This window comes from Marinifilum flexuosum, from assembly GCF_003610555.1.
Classification (GTDB): Bacteria; Bacteroidota; Bacteroidia; order Bacteroidales; family Marinifilaceae; genus Marinifilum; species Marinifilum flexuosum.
This window is the reverse complement of record NZ_RAPQ01000008.1, coordinates 2,327,652-2,349,234: the sequence shown is the minus strand read 5'-3', so window position 1 is coordinate 2,349,234 and position 21,583 is coordinate 2,327,652. Positions and strand designations below refer to the sequence as shown.

At 33.8% G+C, this 21,583-nt stretch carries 22 protein-coding genes; 17 read left to right on the top strand and 5 right to left on the bottom strand.

Annotation, left to right across the window (positions count from 1 at the left end):
* Positions 1-852: 852 nt before the first annotated feature.
* The 8 genes from BXY64_RS09525 (at position 853) to BXY64_RS09490 (ending at position 8,782) form a co-directional block, all read left to right on the top strand.
* The gene (locus BXY64_RS09525; RefSeq protein ID WP_120239641.1) at positions 853-1,209 is read left to right on the top strand and encodes a hypothetical protein; all 357 of its coding nucleotides are present in this window, start codon (positions 853-855) and stop codon (positions 1,207-1,209) included.
* A gap of 195 nt (positions 1,210-1,404) precedes the next feature.
* On the top strand, positions 1,405-1,977 hold the full coding sequence (locus tag BXY64_RS09520) for an RNA polymerase sigma-70 factor (protein WP_054718139.1): 573 nt from the start codon (positions 1,405-1,407) through the stop codon (positions 1,975-1,977).
* A gap of 64 nt (positions 1,978-2,041) precedes the next feature.
* Complete coding sequence (locus BXY64_RS09515; RefSeq protein WP_120239640.1) at positions 2,042-3,019, top strand: FecR family protein; 978 nt, start codon at positions 2,042-2,044, stop codon at positions 3,017-3,019.
* An 18-nt stretch (positions 3,020-3,037) separates the two neighbouring features.
* Positions 3,038-3,571: a DUF3575 domain-containing protein gene (locus BXY64_RS09510; RefSeq protein WP_120239639.1), complete on the top strand. Its 534-nt coding sequence runs from the start codon at positions 3,038-3,040 to the stop codon at positions 3,569-3,571.
* A 96-nt stretch (positions 3,572-3,667) separates the two neighbouring features.
* Positions 3,668-4,129 (top strand): hypothetical protein, encoded by a 462-nt coding sequence (locus tag BXY64_RS09505; RefSeq protein WP_120239638.1) that lies wholly within the window; start codon positions 3,668-3,670, stop codon positions 4,127-4,129.
* Positions 4,130-4,264: 135 nt separating this feature from the next.
* Positions 4,265-6,850, top strand: a complete 2,586-nt coding sequence (locus BXY64_RS09500) for a TonB-dependent receptor (protein WP_120239637.1) — start codon at positions 4,265-4,267, stop codon at positions 6,848-6,850.
* A 10-nt stretch (positions 6,851-6,860) separates the two neighbouring features.
* On the top strand, positions 6,861-7,727 hold the full coding sequence (locus BXY64_RS09495; RefSeq protein WP_120239636.1) for a DUF4249 family protein: 867 nt from the start codon (positions 6,861-6,863) through the stop codon (positions 7,725-7,727).
* Positions 7,728-7,795: 68 nt separating this feature from the next.
* Positions 7,796-8,782, top strand: a complete 987-nt coding sequence (locus BXY64_RS09490) for an N-acetylmuramoyl-L-alanine amidase family protein (RefSeq protein ID WP_120239635.1) — start codon at positions 7,796-7,798, stop codon at positions 8,780-8,782.
* A 40-nt stretch (positions 8,783-8,822) separates the two neighbouring features.
* On the opposite strand, the gene BXY64_RS09485 is transcribed toward BXY64_RS09490, so the two are convergent.
* Positions 8,823-9,296 (bottom strand): aminoacyl-tRNA deacylase, encoded by a 474-nt coding sequence (locus BXY64_RS09485; RefSeq protein WP_120239634.1) that lies wholly within the window; start codon positions 9,294-9,296, stop codon positions 8,823-8,825.
* 328 nt (positions 9,297-9,624) lie between these two features.
* On the opposite strand from BXY64_RS09485, the gene BXY64_RS09480 reads away from it, so the two are divergent.
* The 5 genes from BXY64_RS09480 to BXY64_RS09460 all read left to right on the top strand — a co-directional run bounded on the left by BXY64_RS09480 (position 9,625) and on the right by BXY64_RS09460 (position 14,236).
* Positions 9,625-10,023: a BlaI/MecI/CopY family transcriptional regulator gene (locus BXY64_RS09480; RefSeq protein ID WP_120239633.1), complete on the top strand. Its 399-nt coding sequence runs from the start codon at positions 9,625-9,627 to the stop codon at positions 10,021-10,023.
* Positions 10,016-12,667, top strand: a complete 2,652-nt coding sequence (locus BXY64_RS09475; protein WP_170150623.1) for a M56 family metallopeptidase — start codon at positions 10,016-10,018, stop codon at positions 12,665-12,667. The genes BXY64_RS09480 and BXY64_RS09475 overlap by 8 nt, the downstream gene beginning before the upstream one ends.
* Before the next feature lie 129 nt (positions 12,668-12,796).
* Entirely contained in the window at positions 12,797-13,291 is a 495-nt protein-coding gene (locus tag BXY64_RS09470) for a hypothetical protein (protein ID WP_120239631.1), read from the top strand.
* A gap of 26 nt (positions 13,292-13,317) precedes the next feature.
* Positions 13,318-13,710, top strand: a complete 393-nt coding sequence (locus BXY64_RS09465) for a DUF302 domain-containing protein (RefSeq protein WP_120239630.1) — start codon at positions 13,318-13,320, stop codon at positions 13,708-13,710.
* A gap of 19 nt (positions 13,711-13,729) precedes the next feature.
* Complete coding sequence (locus tag BXY64_RS09460) at positions 13,730-14,236, top strand: hypothetical protein (RefSeq protein ID WP_147375963.1); 507 nt, start codon at positions 13,730-13,732, stop codon at positions 14,234-14,236.
* A gap of 11 nt (positions 14,237-14,247) precedes the next feature.
* On the opposite strand, the gene BXY64_RS09455 is transcribed toward BXY64_RS09460, so the two are convergent.
* Positions 14,248-14,967 (bottom strand): protein-L-isoaspartate(D-aspartate) O-methyltransferase, encoded by a 720-nt coding sequence (locus tag BXY64_RS09455; protein ID WP_120239628.1) that lies wholly within the window; start codon positions 14,965-14,967, stop codon positions 14,248-14,250.
* A gap of 177 nt (positions 14,968-15,144) precedes the next feature.
* Here BXY64_RS09455 and BXY64_RS09450 point away from each other — a divergent pair, with 177 nt between their 5' ends.
* A complete protein-coding gene (locus BXY64_RS09450) occupies positions 15,145-16,659 on the top strand; it encodes a M28 family metallopeptidase (protein WP_120239627.1) in 1,515 nt (504 codons plus the stop codon).
* Between the two features lie 137 nt (positions 16,660-16,796).
* Complete coding sequence (locus BXY64_RS09445; protein WP_147375962.1) at positions 16,797-17,558, top strand: hypothetical protein; 762 nt, start codon at positions 16,797-16,799, stop codon at positions 17,556-17,558.
* Positions 17,559-17,609: 51 nt separating this feature from the next.
* Here the strand turns inward: BXY64_RS09445 and BXY64_RS09440 are convergent, their stop codons facing one another.
* The 3 genes from BXY64_RS09440 to BXY64_RS09430 are packed head-to-tail and all read right to left on the bottom strand — an operon-like array spanning position 17,610 to position 20,192.
* On the bottom strand, positions 17,610-18,236 hold the full coding sequence (locus tag BXY64_RS09440) for an MOSC domain-containing protein (protein WP_120239625.1): 627 nt from the start codon (positions 18,234-18,236) through the stop codon (positions 17,610-17,612).
* Between the two features lie 5 nt (positions 18,237-18,241).
* Positions 18,242-19,324 (bottom strand): toxin-antitoxin system YwqK family antitoxin, encoded by a 1,083-nt coding sequence (locus tag BXY64_RS09435; protein WP_120239624.1) that lies wholly within the window; start codon positions 19,322-19,324, stop codon positions 18,242-18,244.
* Between the two features lie 43 nt (positions 19,325-19,367).
* Entirely contained in the window at positions 19,368-20,192 is an 825-nt protein-coding gene (locus tag BXY64_RS09430; protein ID WP_120239623.1) for an alpha/beta hydrolase, read from the bottom strand.
* A gap of 304 nt (positions 20,193-20,496) precedes the next feature.
* Between BXY64_RS09430 and BXY64_RS09425 the strand changes: the two genes are divergently transcribed.
* Both BXY64_RS09425 and BXY64_RS09420 read left to right on the top strand, forming a co-directional pair.
* Positions 20,497-21,129, top strand: a complete 633-nt coding sequence (locus BXY64_RS09425) for a peroxiredoxin (protein WP_120239622.1) — start codon at positions 20,497-20,499, stop codon at positions 21,127-21,129.
* A 62-nt stretch (positions 21,130-21,191) separates the two neighbouring features.
* Positions 21,192-21,572 carry a desulfoferrodoxin family protein gene (locus BXY64_RS09420; protein WP_211334445.1) on the top strand — a complete coding sequence of 127 codons (381 nt, stop codon included), beginning with the start codon at positions 21,192-21,194 and terminating at the stop codon, positions 21,570-21,572.
* Positions 21,573-21,583 lie beyond the last annotated feature (11 nt).

Genomic DNA, 21,583 nt, shown 5'->3' with positions numbered 1-21,583 from the left:
AACCACACATTGGAGAAAGGCTTTGCAGGATTGTAAGGCCTTTTTTATTGACTAACGCCAATGACAATTTCCTGCTTCTGTGAATTTGTAATTCACAGGTTTCAAGTTTGGGATTTCCAATCCTCAAAATCGAATTTAAATTCTAAACGCCATGAGCCCTGATTGCAAATCAGGGCTAGCAAGGGTATGAACATTGTCCATAGTAATAAGATACTTTCATGCGTCACCCTCTCCCCTACGCGCATAGATGAGTTCCATTCCTAGGTAGATGTGACGCTGACCTAGGTTTACTTGATCTGAACGCATGTTTGCCTGAGACAAACGTAGGAAAAGATGAGCCTGACGCGCGTCGGAATCACATCAACGCATTTTTTGGTCCATTTTGGGTAAGTTCACATCATATTTTTGTAAGAATATGACATCCATTTCCACAAAAATATCTCAAAAATTAGGGTCAAGTTCATATTTTCCTATGTTCAGATGAGCTTTTCCTACGTCAGCTTCATATATTTCCGTGTTCAGCTCATCTTTTCCTACATTTATGTCATACACACCCTAGGTATGACCTCACTTACTTCGCATTAAAAGTTCATCATTTAACGGTAAATCATCCCCCTTCTCAAACTTACTATAAAACTATATACTCCTGTGCACTCAGGCAATACAAGAGATTTCAATACCCATGTTTATAAGCTCATTAATACTACACAGAACTATTTTAAACATCAATATCTCTTAACATACTATTTAAAACGATTATAAATTTTAAAATTCAACAGCTAACCTGTTCTTACGACAAGCAAGTTTTATTAACTTAACAATTGTTAAATAATTATTTTTAAAACACAAAGTATGTCAAGAGTTAAAGTTTCATCGAAAGTGCATGAACTTGCTGATTTGGCAAGCAAGATCATCGCTAAAAACACCACAGATGGTGAATCAAGTCTTCTGAAAGATTTTCCAAACTTTGCTTCTTTACAAACACGATTGGCTAAAATGCAGGAATATGAGCAAAAAGCTGATGATGCGAATCGTTTAAAAGAAGAAATGAATGAGCAGAAAAACAAAGAAGCAAAAGCGGTAAGAAAAGATATTATTCAAATCCGTAACCTTCTAAAGGCTCATTACCCGGAAGATTTAAAGAAATTGGGTGGCTGGGGTTTCACAGTTGACGAAACGACTAAAGCGAAAATTGAAGAGCCTGCTTAAACCACCACACTTATGAAAAAAGGATCATTGCAAACGCAATGATCTTTTTTTTTATTATGAGTACGTGTAGTACAATAATTAATTGTCTAATAACTGAGGGTAGGTAATATTGCTATAAAAACATTAAATTCATCACCAATATATACCTACTTGATATATGAATTGAAAATAAAGGGAATAACAAGCGCGATATCGATGACACAAAGCTCTACCAACTATTCTATAGAATTACTTACTGAAAAAAGAATTGAGGAACTGTTTAAGGAACACTATGCGGTTTTGACGGCCTATGCCCATAAATTTCTTTCCGATTTGGATGATGCCCGGGAAATTGTCCAAAATGTATTTGTTCAGTTAATTGACCACAAAGACACTGTTAAAATTCACACCTCGGCAAAAGCACATTTGTATACCTCTGTTCGGAATGCATGTTTAAATGCAATCAAACAAAAAAACACGCATGCCAAGCATCATGAGAATATCAAGTACTTGAACTCGGATATTGGAACTGGTGTTGACAAAATTTTGGAGCAAACCGAATTAGAGTATGAATTGTATCAAGCCATTGATGAATTGCCTGAACAATGCCAGCGTATTTTTAAAATGAATCGTTTTGATGGTTTTACCAATCAGGAAATTGCCGATCAGTTAGGCATATCGAAGAGAACCGTAGAAACACAAATCAGTAAAGCATTAAAAATCCTACGAAACAAGATAGGACCAATGCTAGCTAGCCTGCTGATTTTATGGCTTATGGAAAAAATGTGATTTTTTTTCAAATTTAAATACGTGTGAGGATATTCTTACTTGTCTTACTATTAGAAAAGGGAAAATGAACGAGAACAAACAACATATCGACGAGCAAATATTATTAAGCATTTTAAATCAAAAGGCTTCGGAAAAAGATGTAGAAACATTCGAAAAATGGATGGCATCAAATCCAGAAAACAAAGCTATTTTTGATAAGATGCGTAAGATTTGGGAAAAGAGTTCTGAAATTGAGGTATTCGATAAAATTGATGTAGCAGCGGACTGGAAACTGGTAAAATCAAAAAGTGGTGCATCGGTTAAATCAAGAAAACTTAGGGTTTTCATGCGATATGCAGCTTCAGTTGTGCTTTTAATCGGATTGAGTTTTGTGTTGCTTTATGAAACCACTCCTGGATTTGGAAAATTGGCTCAGCAAAAGACAGAAATAAACAAAGATCAGGTTCTTTTGGCTGATGGAACACAAGTTTATTTGAATCAGAATAGCCGATTGGTATATCCAAACCAATTTGGTAGTAAAAAACGAAATGTAAAATTGGAAGGTGAAGCTTACTTTCAGGTAAAATCAGATCCATCCAAACCATTTATAATCACTTCTGGAAATGCGATAATTGAAGTACTTGGTACCGCCTTTAATGTTCGCAACGATGAGTATGGAAGAACCATAGTAACCGTTCAATCTGGAAAAGTAAGTTTAACAGATCAGAAATCTAAAAAAGTTGTTTACCTGACCAAAGGTGAAAAGGGAATTTTGCACAATTCCAATCTTAGCGAGTCGGAAAATGATGAACCAAATTTTGATGCCTGGAAAACTGGAATTCTAAGATTTAACAAGACACCAATACCTGTAGTTTTTAAATACATAGAAGACTACTATGGTGTGAAAATTACCAACAGATGCGAAAGAATAGATACGCTGACATTTAACAGCATATTCAATAATGATGATATCAAAGATGTGATATCAGAACTGGAATTGCATCTGAATGTAAAAACAGTGAAAAGGGGCAAGCATCTCATTATTTCAGAAAAGCATAATTAAATCTAAAAGTAAGAACCAATGAAAAATAAAATTACACTTATATCATTCATTCTATTGTTAAGCGTTTCATTTGCAAAGGCACAGAAAACAGTAGTAAAAGCCAATATGCTTAGTCCATTGGTACGAACAGGATCATTCTTTGTAGAACATCAATTAAACGATAATAGCAGTATACAGTTGGGCTTACTGTATACCGGAAAAACCTGGGATGATACACAAATTAGAGGCTGGGGTGTAACTCCTGAATACAGATTCTATCTTTCAGACTCACCTGCTCCAAAAGGTTTTTTTGTTGCTCCTTACGCCAGGTATTTACATTTTGAATTGGAAAATGAAGCCAATAACGAAGCAAAAATGAATGGATTGGGAGCTGGTTTAATTATTGGTCAGCAATACATTTTCAAAGAAAGAGTTAGCTTCGAATGGTTCTTTGGTCCGGGGTATACCAATATTGATTTGGATGTAGAATCAGGTGCTGAAGATGACTTTGATACCGGTAGCTGGGATGGCTTTACCTTGCGTGCAGGAATCACCTTGGGGATTGCATTTTAAAAATCAAAAAACGTTTTAAAGAAAAAAATATTTACTCGAGAATTTGAGTGAAAGGCCCAACTTGTGTCTAAAAATTAATTAAACAAATAAATAAACATGAAAAGATTATTAATTATTGCAGCAATTGCATTCGGATTTTTCTCAACATCAAATGCACAAAAAGTAGAATATAAAGTGATTACTTCAGTAGAGTCAATCGTTCCTATGGGAATTGGTCGTTCAAGAATCATTGAAGAGAAAGATCCAATTGAAGCTGCAAATTTCACCACTGAAAGAACCGATGGTAAGAAAAGCAAACAAAAAGCGGTGAAAAGATCGGATGCAAAAGTGAACCTTTTCTCAGAGACCAAATTGCTAAACTTCTATAGTATTGCAGGTATTAACTTCCAGAATATTGCTTCTAACGATGCATTGTTATCGTCGAAAATTAACAAACTTACCAACGAAGGATGGGAATTGGCATTTGTTGCCAGTGGTGTTGAAAGTGATAGTGGTAAAGGTGATGGTAAAGGGATATTCATTACCAGATATATCTTTAAGAGGTTGAATAATAATTAATATCCCTTCTAACCAAATGAAATTATAAAAGATTCAAATAAAATGCATTAAATTGGAAGCCTTATGGGCTTCCTTTTGTTGTTTATAATGACAATAATTATTTTTACGGCCTTAACCAATCACATCCTTTAATTCATGGTAAAATTTATTTTTACTTTTTCATTATTGCTCTGTTTTCTATCGGCCTATTGTCAGAATGTCAATCTGCAACAAGAAATTAGCCTTCCAAAAAGTCGTTATCAATTATCCGAACTACTGGAAGAAATTACAGACCAAACCAAGGCCCAGTTTAGTTTTACCAGTGAACTAAACACCAATAAAAGGGTTCAACTATCTGATTCAGTTTCATCCATTAGAGATATCCTAAATCAGTCCATTAACCTGAAAAATTTTAAGATACAGGCAAGAGGCAATAAAATCTTCATTATCTCTATTCCACCCTACGATAGAAAATACAGAATTAGTGGATACATTAGTGATGCCAAATCTGGTGAAGTATTAATCAATGCAACTGTAGCAAACCTGAGCAACTTCACAGGAACAGTTAGTAATAATTTTGGTTTTTACAGCCTGAGCTTAAAAAACAAAACACACCTTTTGCAGTTTTCTTTTGTGGGTTACAAAGAGGTACTTCTAGATGTTGAGCTGGAGAGAGATACTACCATTAACATATCCTTGCAACCCAAAACCATTCTTCAGGAAGTTAAAGTAACCGCAGACGAGAGAACAAACAACATTAATCATTTGTTTGTTAGTTCGAATAGTTTCCAGGCCAAAAACATGCAACAAACGGGTGTTTTTGGTGAAAATGATTTATTCCAAAACTTAAGACATTTGCCGGGTGTGCAAAACAGCAACGAAGGTTTAGGTGGCTTAAATATCAGGAATGGCTCACCCGATCAAAACCTTATCCTACTAGATGATGTTCCTGTTTATTATTCTTCGCACTTAATGGGCCTATATTCTGTTTTTAATCAGGATGCCATCAACCAGGTGAAGCTGGTTAAAGGAGGTTTTCCTGCTCATTATGGAGGAAGAGTATCTTCAGTTTTAGACATTCGCATGAAAGATGGAAATACCAAGAAATTGGAGGGAGGCTATAGTTTGGGATTACTTACTGCAAAATTCAATCTAAATGGGCCAATCAAAAAAGATAAAACTACATTCAACTTATCTATCCGAAGGACCTATCTTGATCTTTTGATTAATGGGATTCTGGACCTTTCAGGTAGCAATGTTAATGCCGGCTACTATTTTGGTGATTTAAACTGGAAAATTGTGCACCGATTTTCTCAACGAGATAAATTATACTTCAGTACGTACTGGGGAGGTGATTTGTACAGTATAAAAAGCTCAGAAGATATTTCTACAAACATCAGAGAAAAAGTTCGATATAAACTAGGCTGGGGAAATTTCACCAACTCACTGCGCTGGAATCATGTGTACAACAATCACTTATTTGGTAACACAACTCTGATATTAAGCAGGTATACCTTCTTGTTGAAAGAAAAGAGAAGTGAAAAAAACAATGATTCAGACTATATTGAAAACTATAATCATGAATTTAAATCCGGTATTCGTGATTTCTCATTTAAGACAGAGTTTGACTTTATCCCCGATTATAAACATTATTTAAAATTTGGACTGGAAGCTTCGCTTCATCATACCAAACCGGGTAGTGATTTTCTCAAAAACACCAGAGATAATAACCCTGGAATTTCAACTGATGAACTGATCAAATCAAAAGAGGTTAATTTATATGGTGAAGCACAAATTAGATTTGGTAAGAAATTACTGGTTAATATGGGAACTCGCTGGAGCAGTTTCTTTGTGGATAATACCTACTACTCTACAATTGAACCTAGATTAAATTCGCAATATTTCCTAACCCCTAAATGGTCACTTACTGGTAGTTTTTCTCAAATGACACAATACCTTCATTTGGTAAGAACCAGCACCTTAAGTTTGCCAACTGATTTATGGTTTCCGGTAACCAAAAAAATTAAACCAATCGATTCTTTCCAATATACAGCTGGAACACATTATTCATTTAACAAATCAGTAAAATTAAACATCGAAATTTATCACAAACTAAGTCGAAACCTATTGGATTTAAAAGAAACATCATACTTTCAAGATGTTAGTTCTGATTGGGAATATATGGTTGAAAATGGCAAAGGATGGAGTAAAGGATTGGAAATAGAGTTGAGTAAAAGTAAGGGAAAAACAAATGGAAACATTGCTTATACTCTATCTCGATCAAGAGTAAAATTTGAAAGCATTAATAATGGCAAGGCCTATGCTTCTCCTTATGATCGTCGACACAATTTTTCCATTCAAGTCAATCAGTTCATTAGCAATAAAACTAAGTTTTCTGCTTTCTGGACTTATGGAACCGGACTTCCCGCAACCTTATCGACTTCCAACATTTCAGCCATATCTCCATATGATCCTTCCTCCTTTGAAACGAAAACCGTCTTTACAGAAAGAAATTCCTACAGACTTCCAGACTATCATCGTTTGGATTTGTCAATTAGCTTTACAAAGAAAAAGAAACATGGAACCAGATCCTGGGATATAAGCATCTATAATTTTTACAATAGAAAAAACACTAGCTTTATGTATGTATCTACTGATAATAATACATATACTGACCCTAAATTAAAAAAAATCCACCTGTTCTCATTTATACCAAGTGTAAGCTATTCCTATAAATTTTAATCCTTTAATCATGAATTATTTTAAACTATTAACCAGCTTAATTTTATTCTTACTACTTGTTTCATGCGAAGAGGAAGAAGAGCTTCCTGAAGCAAAATCCCATCAGATCATTTCTGTCAATTCATTAATTGGTGTAGATAGTTTAATTCAGGTAAAATTATCAAAGAGTACTGGAACATCTGTTGAAATCAAATATATTTCTGACGCAAGAATTACAGCCCAAAAAAACGATAAAGAATTAGGCGAATTCATTTATCGACAAAATGGTATTTATGAACTCCCAGGTCAATACCTGGCGAGTGAATCCAAGTATCAAATTACAGTAACACATCCAAGTTTCAAAAAAATCACAACAAACACCTTTGCGCCAGAAAAAGTATCGATCAATGACATCAAACTTGTGAATGATGAATCAGAAGGCAAAACCACTTTTCATTTAAAATTTACTGATGATGCCTCACAAAACAATTACTATATGCTGCTAGTAAAAGGCATCGCAAATAATAAGTCGAATGTGATTCAATATTATAGCAACGATATTGTATTTGAAGGAAATTTGAATGTAAATGATAATGACTTTGATCAAAATATGCTTCGTGGTAGCCGAAGCTTTTCTGATAAAAACTTTGAAAGTTCACAAGTTGAGATTTCATTTTATATTTTGAATAATGATTTTTTTGTAGATTATCCAAAATATAAAATTGAATTGTATCACCTAAACGAAGATTATTTCAATTACGAAAGATCCTTTGTATCTCTCCAAAACAAAGACGACATCCTATTTTCTAATAAAACAAATCTCTATTCCAATGTTGAAGAAGCTTTTGGCATTTTCTCAAGTTATGCTTTGGATTATAAAATTGTATCCAAACAATAATTAAATGACCTTGAGGGTTATATTAAAAATTGATCTATTTTTATTGAACCAAAATTAAACGCTTTTCAATGTCAAAATACCTTCCTCTCTTAATAATATTTATACTAAGCCTAAGCAATCCAATATTTTCACAAGAAAATTTCAAATGGGTAACTGTAAAAAAAGGTGAAGGATTCAATGCTTTTTTATACAGAAACCAACTCACTCCAGCCAAACATACCACACAATTCAAAGCCTTAAACCCAGGTCGTTTTACAAAAAGTGGTCATTTAATTGCTGGTAGAAAATACAAAATTCCATTGCGATATTCCGTTCATTCCATTCCCCTGCTAGGAAAAGAACACGCAAGCGTAAAGCAAGTCAACAATTCATTGGAAGGTGCAGTAATTCATTTGGTAGCCGGTCATGGAGGTCCTGATCCTGGTGCTGTAGGTAAAGTATCAGGCAATAAAATTTGTGAAGATGAGTATGCTTATGATATTGTGTTAAGATTGGGCAAAGAACTCATATCACGTGGCGCAAAAGTGCATTTCATTATTAGAGATGCCAATGATGGAATTCGAAATGCGGCTTTTCTAAAGCCCGATAAAGATGAAAAATGCTATCCTTCTCAGGTAATTCCGAGAAAACAAACACCGCGCTTAAGACAAAGAGCAGCTGCCGTAAACATATTAGCCAGAAAAGAAAAACCAGGAAGCTATCAACGCTTAATTGTATTGCATCTCGATTCAAGAAGTAAAAGAAACAGAACCGATGTATACTTTTATCACCATGCCAATAGTACGAAAGGGAAAAAGCTTGCATTAACACTTCAAAAAAAGATGAAAGTCAAATATGCAAAATACCAACCCAACAGAAAATATACAGGAACCGTTGGTTCAAGAAGGTTGTACATGCTAAAAACCACTACACCTCCATCGGTATTCGTAGAGCTTGGAAATATTAACAATTACAGGGATCAGATTAGATTTACCAAAACTGATAACAGACAAGCTTTGGCAAAATGGCTATGCGAAGGAATTATTGATGATTATAAGGGACAAAAGAAAAAGTAAGAAAAGAAAAGTGTTTTATTTTTAATCATTTATATAAATTCTAAGCGTAACACTTATGTGTAAATTTCAAAACTACTGGTTCAACACTGTTGTGGAAATCTTCATACGATAACATGATTAATTCGGTATGAGTTCCTGCGTTGAATACGATATCATCATCTTCTACTAAACTTTCTGACACATAAACTTCCAGGTTATAAAGATTTCCAAAAGGAGGCATTGCTCCTACTTCACACTGAGGGAATATATCTTTAAACTCCTGTTCGTGGGCTAATTCAACTTTTTTACAACCTAACATTTGCTTTAACAAATCAAAATCGATCAAATAAGATGCTGGTAATATAGCCATTGCCATTCTACCATCAATTTTAATCATTACGGTTTTTGCAAGCATTTTCCCGGGTATGTGGGCCGATGCCGCAATCTGTTGAGCTGTATAAGCTGAAGAATGCCGAATCGTAACATATTTTATCTGTCGTTCATCTAAATATTGCTTTAACTTTCGGATAGGCATAGCGTTCTAGTTCTATGGTTTAAAATTTGCAATCCGCATAAGGCTCTATCGCCTTTAATCGGTCATGCCGATTGAGTTTTATTCCTTTTCTTTTCTCACTTCGATCCCACTTTAACAACTAAGAGGGGGAACTATTAAAATACGAAAAAAAAAGATGGAAGTAAAGGGTAAAAAGTTTTAAATAAAGAATCTATAGAAATTATCCAAATGTTAAAAAAACGAAAAAACAGGGCTTTCTACGAAATTTATCGTACTAATATTTTGTATTACGAAATCTTTCGTATAATTTTATCTACGAAATTAATCGTATAACGGAATTCACCACAAAATGCCAAAGAAGATTAAGCCAACCGAAGCAGAACTAGAAATTTTGCAAGTATTATGGACTTATGGTCCGTCGACAGTACGTTTTGTAAACGAAAAATTAAAAACCGGTAGAGATGTTGGGTACACAACAACTCTAAAGGTGATGCAAATCATGACGGAAAAAAATATGCTTCGAAGAGAAAAAAACTCTCGAACTCATATTTATGAGGCTATTGTGGAAGAAAAAGAAACCAAAAATCTTCTCATTGATAAATTCATATCTACCCTATTCAACGGATCAACATCGGGAATGGTGTTGCAAGCCCTTGGCAATAAAAAATGTAGCGCCGAGGAACTGAATAAAATTCGCAATTTAATTGATGATATTGAATCGTCACAAAAGTCTGAACCCCATGAATAATTTTAGTATATACGAGTTGGTTGATGCCGTAGGCTGGGCTTTACTGCATTCGGTATGGCAAATCGTAATTTTTGGCCTTATCACTTGGCTTCTGTTTCGATTTATATCAAAAGACAATGCTAAACTAAGATATGGTGTAGCAAGCTTGGCTTTGGCATTTATATTTGTGAGTTTCGCCATTACCTTTTTTCATTATCTCCCATTATCAGGTCATGGTAATGGTTCCGCTTTAAATTTAAGCCCTGAGCTATTATTATACCTTCTTAATAGTCCTGAAACTCTAAATCAGTTTAGCTTTGAATATTTACAGATCGACAGGTATTTTCCAATAATGGTGAACTTCTGGATTATTGGCGTTTGTATTCTTTCTTGTCACATGACATTCAATTATCTGCAATCCATTAAATTGCGCAAACACCTCACCTATCCTGTATCGAAACAAACGCAAAACATTGCTGATAAGCTCATTCAAAAGATCAACTTAAAACAAAAAATTACAATATTAGAGTCTGGCTATGTTCAAACTCCATCCCTGGTAGGATATTTTAAACCAGTGGTTTTATTACCGGTAAGCATGCTAAGCGGAATACCGGAAAATCAATTGGAAATTATTATAGCACACGAGTTGGCGCACATCAAGCGTCACGATTATTTATTTCAATTTATTCAAGGCATAATAGAGTTGTTATTTTTCTATCATCCTGTTGTTTGGTGGCTATCTTCTGTGGTTAATACCGAAAGAGAACACATATGTGATGATCTGGCGGTAAAGGTTTGTGGTGAATCCTTAACCCTAATTAAAGCATTAAATAATATGGAAGCAATTAGAAAAAAGAGATTCGAATTGGTATTGGGATTATCAGGTAAAAAGGATAATCTTTTTAATCGAGTACAACGAATTGTAAGACCAAAAGTATCAGCTAAAAAGACAAACAAAATAGTTTTTAGTGGTTTATTTGTTTTTCTACTTAGCGGATTAATCTTGATTTCGAATTTTGCCATTTCAGGCAATGCATTAACCGGCAAACAGTTCTTTTCGAAGATTAATGTTTTAGATCAAAATCAACAAAATGGATCTGATGCCATGATGCTTGCTCCTATTAAGCAGAAAAAGAAATCTAAAAAGAGTAAAAAAGCGAATGAGAAACTTGAATTAAAAGAAATTGTTGAAGTAGAATCAGAAGTTGAAGATGTAGTTGAAGTGGCTCCTGAAGTAGAACTGGAAGATGTAATGGAAGTGGCTCCTGAAGTGGAAGCAGAACCTGTTGCTGAAGTGGATCATGATGTGGAAGCACCAATGGATTTTGATGTTGATTTTGACTTTCCTCAAGATTCTTTAAAATCAAAAAAATGGTTGCAAAAAAAGGTAAATGAAATAATTAAGGAGCAAAAAATTGAATTAGAAAAAGCAGCTAAGGAATTAGAAGAAGTCAAAGTAGAAATGAACTTTGATGAAATGCGACTGAAGATGGAAAATGCTCTGAAAGATTTGGATGTTGAGCAGATTAAGAAAGAAATGCAAGAGCAACAGTCCGAACTAAGACAAGAGCTTAAAGAGTTAACGAACCAGAATTTAATCAAGCAGCTTGAATTGGAAAAAGAACTTCAGAAAGAAGAACTGAGTAAAGAGCTGAAAGAAATTGAGTCTGACAAGAAGCTTAGTGAAAAAGAAAAAGCTGAAATTAAGAAAAGGATTCAGGAAACAATTGAAAGAGTTAATTCCAAAGAATTTAAAGAGCAATTGAAGCAAAACATCGAAAGATCGCAAAAATCGCTTCAAGAGCATCTAAAAAAAATGGAATCAGGAGAATTTGAAAAACAACTTCAAAAACAAAGAGAATCCTTAAAAAAGCAAATCGAAAAATTCAACTCTCAAAAATACCAGAAAGAACTTCAAGAGAAACTTGAAAGAAGCAAGGAAAGCATTCAAAAGCATTTGGAAAAGCTAAATACTCCTCAGTATAGAAAAGAACTTGAAGAGCAAATTGAAGGAGAGAAAAACAAGAAGAATCATTCCGTTCGAATTAAGGGTTTTCCTGAATCTGATAATTTACTTATTATTCTTGACGGAAAAACAATTGACAAAAACACATTTAGTTCTTTAGACCCAAATACCATTAATTCTATTAAGGTAATAAAAGAAAAAACTGCAACCGAATTATATGGTGAAAAGGCATCAAACGGAGTCATAATTATTAATAGCATCGAAAGCAAAAGAAAATCAGCGCATTTGGTTCAAGTAAAAGGAGTTTCAAACAATAAAAATCCCCTCATCATTTTGGATGGAAAATCAATGGAATATGAGAAATTTAAAAAGTTGGATTCAAACAGTTTTAAAAGCATAACAATATTAAAAGACGCATCTGCAACTGATCTTTATGGAAAAGCTGCTGAAAATGGAGTTATTGTTATTACAAGTAAAGATGAAGCGAAAGAGATGTCAAACCAGTTTCGTTTAGAAAACTTTTCTGGAAAAGATGCACCATTATTCATAATTGATGGAAAAAGAACAAATGCTAAAGCTGTAAATAAAATATCGTCAGATGATATTGAAAGTATAACCGTTTTGAAAGATACAACAGCATTGGAAAAATATGGAAGAAAAGCCAAAAATGGTGTTGTTGAAATTCATTTAAAAAAGTAACAACTATCATAGTAATAGTATAAAGATGGGTCACTTTAAAGTGATCCTTCCTTTTTTATAATACACTCTGATTTGCAAGCAGAACAACAAATTCGTAACTTAATGATGGGAATATAAAAATTTGCAATCATGCTTCTAATTCTGGTGATATTATCATCCTATATCCTTATTAGAATAATTTCAATATTCAGCAATTATCTAAAGGCTTTTTCCAGAAACGAGCACTTTCGTTTTGCTTTTGGTATTGCTGCAATTGTAGTAGGTGCATTACATATTATGTTTCCAACATTTTTCAGTCACCTATTCTCAACCATTTTTAAATCGACCTATACGGCTACCAGCGTTTCAGGATTTATCCAAATCATTTGTGGAGTTGGCTTATTAATCAGACGAGTATACAAGGAAGCTGCCATATTGCTAATGATTCTTCTCGCCTTATTTATACCATTAAGCATTTTTATGATGATGGATTACATTCCCGGACCATTGGGACCGGAATATGAACCCATTCTTGGATATGTTAGAATACTATCATTCCCCTTATTGATATGGACTTTATTTAAAGTTTGTGATTTGTCTCCAAGAAAGGGACTTCAAACCAATCGATTTAAGCATGATATTTAAACAATTACAAACCTAAAATTTATAATATGAGCTACTATATTAAACGAAGTACAAACTTTGGATTCGATGAAGCCATTGAACGGGTTATCAAAGCTGTGCAAACGGAAGGTTTTGGTATTCTTACCGATATTGATGTAAAATCAACCTTAAAAGAGAAAATTAATGTTGACTTCAAAAAATATCGAATACTGGGAGCCTGTAATCCAACATTTGCTTATGAAGCATTACAGGTTGAAGATCAAATTGGAATAATGATGCCATGTAATATTACTGTAATAGAACAAGATAATGGTCATGTTGACATTTCAATTATGGATCCTACTGCAGCTTTTAATGTAATTGAAAACGAAGAGTTGCAACCTTTTGCCATCGAGCTAAAAATGAAACTTGAGCGTTGTCTTACCTATCTTGATGATTAATCAACAAAGCCCCTTAACTATGAAATCATTTCTGATCCTAACTATTGCAGTAGTGTGCATTCCCAACTCTATATTGGCGCAAGAAGAAAAGAAAACTATTGATCCAACTCGACAGTTTGACTTTTGGGTTGGAGAGTGGGATGTTTATACCGAAGAAAATTTAGTGGGTAAGAATACAATTGTCTTTCTGCAAAACAAAAATGTAATTCAGGAGAATTGGGTTTCTGAGAAGGAAAACTTCACTGGTACCAGCTACAGTTTCTACAATCCAAAAACAGCCAAATGGCATCAAATATGGATCGATAAGAATGGTAACAACCTGCTTCTTGAAGGAACATTTTCTGATGGCAAAATGATTCTTTCAAGTGATTTGGACTCTAATATGGGTGAACCAAACTCTATACACAGAATAACATGGACACATCTAACCAATGGCAATGTAAAACAAGTTTGGGAATCAACTACCGATAATGGGAAAAGTTGGAATATTCAATTTCAAGGGATCTATAAAAAATCAAATCCTTAAGTAAAGTTCGTTCAATACAGATTTCCATCTATGTCAACCATTGGCACAAACCTTACGGGTATAACATTGTGTTGTACCACTTTGCCTTTCTTTTTTTCCAAAAGAACCAATTTCTTTACATATTTTAAACCAACAGGAATTACAAGTTTACCTCCTTCAGCCAACTGATCAATTAAAGCTTGGGGTATTTTTGTTGGCGAACAGGTTACAATAATGCCATCGAAAGGTGCTTTTTCCGGCCAGCCTATATATCCATCTCCATATCGGGTATTAACATTTTTATAGTTTAAAGAATCCAGAACAAAAGCTGCTCTTTTCTGCAATGGCTTCACAATTTCTATGCTATAAACCTCTCCTCCCAACTCTCCAAGAACTGCAGCCTGATAACCTGATCCTGTCCCTATTTCCAATAGCTTCTCTCCTTCTTCCACCTCTAGAAGTTGAGACATTAAGCCAACAATATAGGGTTGTGAAATGGTTTGTCCATGCCCAATTGGAAGTGGACGATCCTGATAAGCATACTTCTTCAAATAGTTAGGTACAAACAAATGTCGTTCTACTATTTGCATGGCTTTAATAACATCCGAGTCATTTATTCCCCTGGATTTTATCTGCTCAGCCACCATTTTAAACCTTTTCTCTTTAAAATCCATATCCTGAACATTTTGCCTCACAGGAACAACAATACCAATAATCAGTAATCCTAAACCATATATTAAACCAAAGTTCATATTATACCTTTTTGATATTGAAACAAACCGTAATGATTGTATACTATAAATTTACGACTTTATAAGTGCTCTGCGAAATATCTAGCTATACATCTTTTTATTGCTGATATACCAAAAAGGAGATTTATTTTATTAAATTCACAATTGACCTTTATCTCTTTACTAAAACACCATAATATGAAGAAGTTTACAATCCTATCTATCTGTTTTCTTGTTTCATTAAAACTAATTGCGCAACAATTCAATCTTGTAGATTTTTCTCAAAATATATCGGCAGAAAACATTAAAAATGATGTTTATGAATTGGCATCGAAAAAAATGCAAGGCAGAGAAACAGCTAAGGAAGGTCAAAAATTGGCAGCTGTATACATCTACAAACAGTTCAAAAAAGCTGGACTAATTGGCTACCAAATGCAATCAGACAGTTTAAGTTATTTTCAAAACTTTTCAATATACTCCAAAACAGTTCCCGATTTAAATCTTTCTGTGAACGGAAAAAAACTTAATCCGTATGACGATTTTGCATTATTTGGATATAAAAGCTATAAAGCTGATGGCCTTGATTTAATTTATTTGGGTACTGCTCCTGATAGTTCATATATTAATAAAGACCTTTCCAATAAAGCGGTATGCTTTCTTACCTCCAATTTATTTGCTGGCCCCGTAAAGGCTCTCGATATCATTAATAAAACTAATTGTAATATCGTTTTTTATAGTAACCCGCTGAATCCTCATCAAATTCAAACAGTTATGCAAAGACAAAAACGGATGTTTAGTAAAAGGCAGATTCTTCACCCACAAAAATTTCCTTTAAGTATTCCTTTTGACTCTCTAACTCAACCTGAACGATATAAGAAGTACAATAGAATGTTGAGTACCTATCAAGGTCCTATCAGTGCTAAATCTCTTACTAAAATCCTAAAAGTGAAAGTAAAAGATCTTAAAAAATGTATCAACGATAATCCTTTGAAAATAAAAAATGATGGAAACCTGAAAATTGATGTAGAACTTAAAAATGAATACAATTCGCAATCAACCGAAAATGTAATTGCCTGTTTACCGGGTACCGACAAAAAAGAGGAGTACATTATTTTATCTGCTCATTACGACCATGTTGGAATGAATGGGCAAAAAATATATTATGGAGCAAATGACAATGCCTCAGGAACTGCGGCTTTGTTGGAGATTGCCCGAAAGCTAAAAAAAGCTGTGGATGCTGGTTTAAAACTAAAACGAAGTATTGTGTTTGCTGCATTTACAGGTGAAGAAAAAGGCCTGCTGGGATCAAAATATTTTGTCGAAAATAAAACGTTTCCACATGACAACATTAAAACGAATTTAAATATTGATATGCTTGGTAGAAAGGACAATCGTCATGATGACCTTAATTTTGTGTATCTACTGGGTACAAACGATCTGAACCCAAAGCTTAAAACAATTACGGATAGTATCAACAATCAATATCCAAAACTAGAATTGGATTATTCCTACGATACTGCTGATAGTTTTCTATATTCTGCATCAGATCAAGCGTCATTTGTAAAAAGAAACATCCCTGCAATCTTTTATTTTAACGGATTACACAATGACTATCACAAAACCACCGATACTCCGGATAAAATAGATTATGACGCCATAAAAAAAGTAAGTAGCTTAATTTTTCTTACTGCCATAGAATTAGCTAATCAATAGTAAATTAGAAGCATTCACACGAAGTTCGTAATCGTATTTTTTGAGGAAGATTATTAAAACTTAAACAAAAAGAAAACATAAATTCATTTTTTACGTAAGTTTGTATTGTTCATTATGAATTCTATAAGCATACAATTATGAATATCAAAAAATCATGCCAATACCTTAGTATTGCGCTATTATTCATGGGAATGATATCTTGTTCGGAAAATGACAAGCACACTGGTTTTATCGATCCGAATGAAGAATTATTAGTTGGTTTAAGCGAAGTTGAAGGTTACGATCACACTTACAATTACGATTTTAACATATTGAAAGAAAGGGAAAGTGTTGATTATTATATTCCTGTAAGTATTGGTCAGGCTTTAAATAGAATTCCTGCCGAAATGAGAAATAAAATCAATCTTATTTCTACATCAGAATTGCCTTTTGATGTAAATACTCAAAAAGCAAATATTGTTACCTCTTGGAATGACAAAAATCAACTCGTATTTCAAATTCAAATCTCATATTTGGAGAATGCTGAAAGTTATGCGACAAATTTCAAAGATTTCTTTACAATTTCAGTAACTCAATATCCAAACAATCCATTTGATGAAATGAGTGAAAAGGAATTGGAAACTTTGAAAGAAGATCTGGGAAAAAGAAGATACCAGAACTTAAAATTGACCGATACAGATACTTTATACTATTTGCCTAAGTCGGATGATAACATGTGGCCACGAATGTTTGACTATTACAAATATGTAGAAGCAGACAAAAGAATTTATAAAGAATCTACAGGCTCTTACCAATATTACGCCTGGTACAATGGTTTGATCTATAAAATCGGTTTCAATATGGATATTAGTACTGTTGATGCTGAAGCTTTGGTTAGAAAAATTATACTTGCCAGCTAGAGATATTATATTCCCAATAATAAAAAAAAAGGACGGTTAACTGTCCTTTTTTTATTTGCTTAAATCTTTCCTGCAATTGGCAGCTAATGCCATATCTTCAATTGCCAATTGAAGTAGCAAAGGATCTTTATCTGCTTGATAAAGCAATCGATATACTTCACGGATTGATAAACTTTGTTCGTTTCGTTCTTTCAGTATCAGTTCATCTCCTTTATTTATGGTTCCTTCACGTAAAATGCGAATGTATACGCCAGGAAATCCTGCTGTAATAAACTCTTTTACCATAGTATCGCAAGAAAATCGATAATTCAGCTTAAAACATGGTTGTCTGGGCTGTGTAACTTGAACCAAACATTCACCAATCTCATAAACATCACCAATTTTAACCTCTCCTTCATCCAATTCCGAAATGCTTAAATTTTCACCAAACATTCCATAATCCCATTCCAAATCAGGAAATCTGTTTTTCCAAAATTCATAATGCTTTGCAGAATACCAATAGCACGCCTTGTCCACTCCTCCATGATACCTTCTGTCAATTACAGAATCATCTTTAACATCCTCTTTGCCTAAATAAATTCCTTCATCAACCGGAAATTTATACATGCCGGTATTCACTACCTTTCCATGATAATTGATTTCTACCGATGTTCCTTTATTAGTCGACACTACTTTCATAGCAACTATTTTTTAATGGATCTTAAAATATATACTACCTCTTTTTTTAGACTCTCATAGTCCTCTTGTCTGATATCAAGAATCATTTCGACGCCAATTCCATTTTGAATTGTATGAAAAACTACAACGGTATTTTTCTTCTTATTATCATCAATATAAGAACCCAAATACCCCATTGAATTCTCTAATGAAAATAACTCTTGCTCTTTTGCAATTACTTTATGAATATCAACGCTTAATCTTCTTCTTTTAAAGGAAGAGTAGTCTAGCAGAGTATTCTCTTTACCAATATATTCCAAAGTCAAAATACAAGATGGGACTACTCCACTTTTTAGTGTTTTACCATCTCCTGTTCTGGAAAAAACAAAATTCATCAGCTTACCTTCTTTATATTGATCTTCCAGACACCAATTTCCTTTTGGAAAACCGATATTGATACCTGGCCCTTCAATAAAAAAACTATTCCGATAGGTTTCTATTCCAATTACATCTCCATTCTCTGCCCAGTAAGTCCACTTCCCAAGTTTTTTACCATTTTTAAAACTACCTTTTTGTGATAATGCACCATTTGAATAATAATAGGCTGCTGGTCCATTTAAAGTATCATTTTTAAAGTTTACCGATAAACTAGCCTTGCCATTCGGATAATACTCAAGATACAAACCATTGGCGAGCTTATTTTGTGCAATAAAATCACGTAATAATTTACCATCTTGCGTCCATAGACGAATATTTCCTTCCTGAACTCCTTTTGTATAGGAAAACTGCTTCTTTTTATTTCCATTGGGAAAATACTCAATACACTTGCCATCCTCTATTGCTGAATCCTGAAAACCTTCTTCATACAATCTTTCCCACTCAATAAAATCGGCTTTAGGCAGGTAATCTGTTTCAGATAGCAAAGTACCCGAAATGGTATAGTCTTTAACCTGGTATTTGCCTCCTGAAATAGGGTAAATAACACTATAGTATTTGGCTTCAGCTTTTTCTATAGAAAGCCAATTATCATCGAAATAAACTGTTTTTTGCCCATAACTTATGGAGGAAAAAATCATCAAACTAAAGAATAAAAGTAGATGTGGTCTCATAGTAATTTGTTTTGAATGGATGCAGCAATATTCATTCCTAAAGTTACTTCTTTAAAAGTTTTCTGGCATTCTCATGAAATTTTAAATGCCGCAAACCATTAATCAATCCTTCATCGGTATAATAATGCCAAAAGTAATCGAACCTATGCTCTACTCCATGTAGGACTTCAAATTCATGATTCAATTCCAATTCATTCATATAATCATGCAGATCATAAATGCATCTGCGATTCTTGGTAAGCACAAAACTATCTTCTGTGCCAATCTCCAATCGCAAAGGAATTTGTAACTCTTTTAATGATTCCAGATTTTGTGCTGCTAACTTTTTATTTGATGGTAATGTATAATCACTTACATATCCCATACCTACAATGGAAGCAAACTTTCCTGGATACTTCAGGTAATAATGAATGGCTCCTGCTGCTCCACGCGAATGCCCTTCTATTGAAATATCATTCCTTTCAACACCGGCATTAAAGTTGTCCTGACAATATTGGATAAACTCTCCCAGACTATATCCTGCAATTAGACTTTCATTCTCTGGGGTAAACCATTGCACATTCTCTCTATCATTATCACCCCGAATTCCAGCAATTACAACTGGTTCAATTTCACCACCCAGTATCCATTTGTTAAGCTGCTCTTCTTTTACGTATTTATTAAAAGTTGTTTCATCACCTCCTTGTCCATGCATAAAAAGTACCAATGGATAGTTCTTAGCTTTAGAAAAATTGGGTGGCAAATAAACAAAGTATGGTACCCAGCAACGTGAACTACTATTAAAAACAAAAAAACTAATTTTTCCATCCTTAGTTAATGTATCTTTTATTTCATTATAGCTTTCGAAACAGTATTTAGAGGCATTCATATTCAATATATTATCTTTCTTTTAAAATGTACTTTAAGTGCAAGTAATTATCAGAATAATGTTGTAACTTCTACAAAACTAAAAATTATCACTCAATAAAAAATTATTCGAAGCACATGAACTCTCCAAATTTTGGTTTTGCCTGAAACACTGCATATTTAAATGCTTTCAGTTCCCCATTATTAATTCTCTCTATATAGGTATAAAAATTACTGATTAATATAATTTGTGCGTTATTCAAATCAATTCTACATTTGTGTCAGTTACAAAAACAAAGAAAAATAAACTTTAAAATAAATCTAAGATGCAAACTTTAATCGGAAAAAAAGCTCCATCATTTCAGGCTAGCGCTGTAGTAAACGGAAATCAAATTGTTGAAGGATTTTCTTTAGATCAATTCGTGGGAAAACAAGAAGTAGTATTCTTCTTCTACCCTCTTGATTTTACTTTTGTTTGTCCAACTGAGTTAATCGCTTTCCAGGACAAATTAGCAGAATTTGAAAAAAGAAATGTAGCAGTAGTAGGTTGTTCTGTTGATTCAGAATTCTCTCACTTTGCTTGGTTAAATACTCCAAGAAACAAAGGTGGTATCGAAGGTGTTACTTACCCACTTGTTGCTGACTTGTCTAAAACAATTTCAGAAAACTTTGGTGTATTGGCTTCTGAGTATGATTATGATGCTGAAGGAAATGCAGTTTCGACTGGTGCTCCTGTTGCTTACCGTGGATTATTCCTTATCGACAAGCAAGGTGTTGTTCGTCACTCTGTAATTAACGACCTTCCATTGGGACGTAACGTTGATGAAGCAATCCGTATGGTTGATGCACTACACCACTTCGAAGAAAATGGTGAAGTATGTCCAGCTAACTGGAGCAAAGGTGAAGAAGCTATGCAAGCTACTGCTGAAGGTGTTGCAGAATACTTAAGCAAGAACTAAGAATAAGAAACAAATTAATCTCTATACCACTTAGGTGGTTAAAATCAAAAAAATACAATATCATGAAAATTAATACATATCAAGATATCACTACTATCGAAGGCGAAGCAAAAAAAGATTATATCGATAGACATTCAGCTTTTATTCACTGTGATGAATCAGCAAAGAAAGGTGAAAAATTCAAGGTTAAAGTGAAAATAGGTGATGCTTATGCACATCCAGATGATTTCGATCACTATGTAGCATGGGTACAACTTTGGGACGGTGAAAAAATGTTAACCCAGGCTAACTTCTCAACAGGAGTTCTTGGTGGAGTAGCAAACCAAACCGAAGTTGATTTTTACGTGGTTCCTTCTCGTAAAATGAAATTAACTGCTACAGCATTCTGTACTAAGCACGGATTGTGGCACTCAGATGAGAAACTAGTTGAAGTTTCAGAATAACAATTTCATAG

Coding starts and splice junctions, on each gene's coding strand:
- BXY64_RS09525 (WP_120239641.1), top strand. CDS start 853: ATGTCAAGAGTTAAAGTTTCATCGAAAGTGCATGAACTTGCTGATTTG.
- BXY64_RS09520 (WP_054718139.1), top strand. CDS start 1,405: ATGACACAAAGCTCTACCAACTATTCTATAGAATTACTTACTGAAAAA.
- BXY64_RS09515 (WP_120239640.1), top strand. CDS start 2,042: ATGAACGAGAACAAACAACATATCGACGAGCAAATATTATTAAGCATT.
- BXY64_RS09510 (WP_120239639.1), top strand. CDS start 3,038: ATGAAAAATAAAATTACACTTATATCATTCATTCTATTGTTAAGCGTT.
- BXY64_RS09505 (WP_120239638.1), top strand. CDS start 3,668: ATGAAAAGATTATTAATTATTGCAGCAATTGCATTCGGATTTTTCTCA.
- BXY64_RS09500 (WP_120239637.1), top strand. CDS start 4,265: ATGGTAAAATTTATTTTTACTTTTTCATTATTGCTCTGTTTTCTATCG.
- BXY64_RS09495 (WP_120239636.1), top strand. CDS start 6,861: ATGAATTATTTTAAACTATTAACCAGCTTAATTTTATTCTTACTACTT.
- BXY64_RS09490 (WP_120239635.1), top strand. CDS start 7,796: ATGTCAAAATACCTTCCTCTCTTAATAATATTTATACTAAGCCTAAGC.
- BXY64_RS09485 (WP_120239634.1), bottom strand. CDS start 9,296: ATGCCTATCCGAAAGTTAAAGCAATATTTAGATGAACGACAGATAAAA.
- BXY64_RS09480 (WP_120239633.1), top strand. CDS start 9,625: ATGCCAAAGAAGATTAAGCCAACCGAAGCAGAACTAGAAATTTTGCAA.
- BXY64_RS09475 (WP_170150623.1), top strand. CDS start 10,016: ATGAATAATTTTAGTATATACGAGTTGGTTGATGCCGTAGGCTGGGCT.
- BXY64_RS09470 (WP_120239631.1), top strand. CDS start 12,797: ATGCTTCTAATTCTGGTGATATTATCATCCTATATCCTTATTAGAATA.
- BXY64_RS09465 (WP_120239630.1), top strand. CDS start 13,318: ATGAGCTACTATATTAAACGAAGTACAAACTTTGGATTCGATGAAGCC.
- BXY64_RS09460 (WP_147375963.1), top strand. CDS start 13,730: ATGAAATCATTTCTGATCCTAACTATTGCAGTAGTGTGCATTCCCAAC.
- BXY64_RS09455 (WP_120239628.1), bottom strand. CDS start 14,967: ATGAACTTTGGTTTAATATATGGTTTAGGATTACTGATTATTGGTATT.
- BXY64_RS09450 (WP_120239627.1), top strand. CDS start 15,145: ATGAAGAAGTTTACAATCCTATCTATCTGTTTTCTTGTTTCATTAAAA.
- BXY64_RS09445 (WP_147375962.1), top strand. CDS start 16,797: ATGAATATCAAAAAATCATGCCAATACCTTAGTATTGCGCTATTATTC.
- BXY64_RS09440 (WP_120239625.1), bottom strand. CDS start 18,236: ATGAAAGTAGTGTCGACTAATAAAGGAACATCGGTAGAAATCAATTAT.
- BXY64_RS09435 (WP_120239624.1), bottom strand. CDS start 19,324: ATGAGACCACATCTACTTTTATTCTTTAGTTTGATGATTTTTTCCTCC.
- BXY64_RS09430 (WP_120239623.1), bottom strand. CDS start 20,192: ATGAATGCCTCTAAATACTGTTTCGAAAGCTATAATGAAATAAAAGAT.
- BXY64_RS09425 (WP_120239622.1), top strand. CDS start 20,497: ATGCAAACTTTAATCGGAAAAAAAGCTCCATCATTTCAGGCTAGCGCT.
- BXY64_RS09420 (WP_211334445.1), top strand. CDS start 21,192: ATGAAAATTAATACATATCAAGATATCACTACTATCGAAGGCGAAGCA.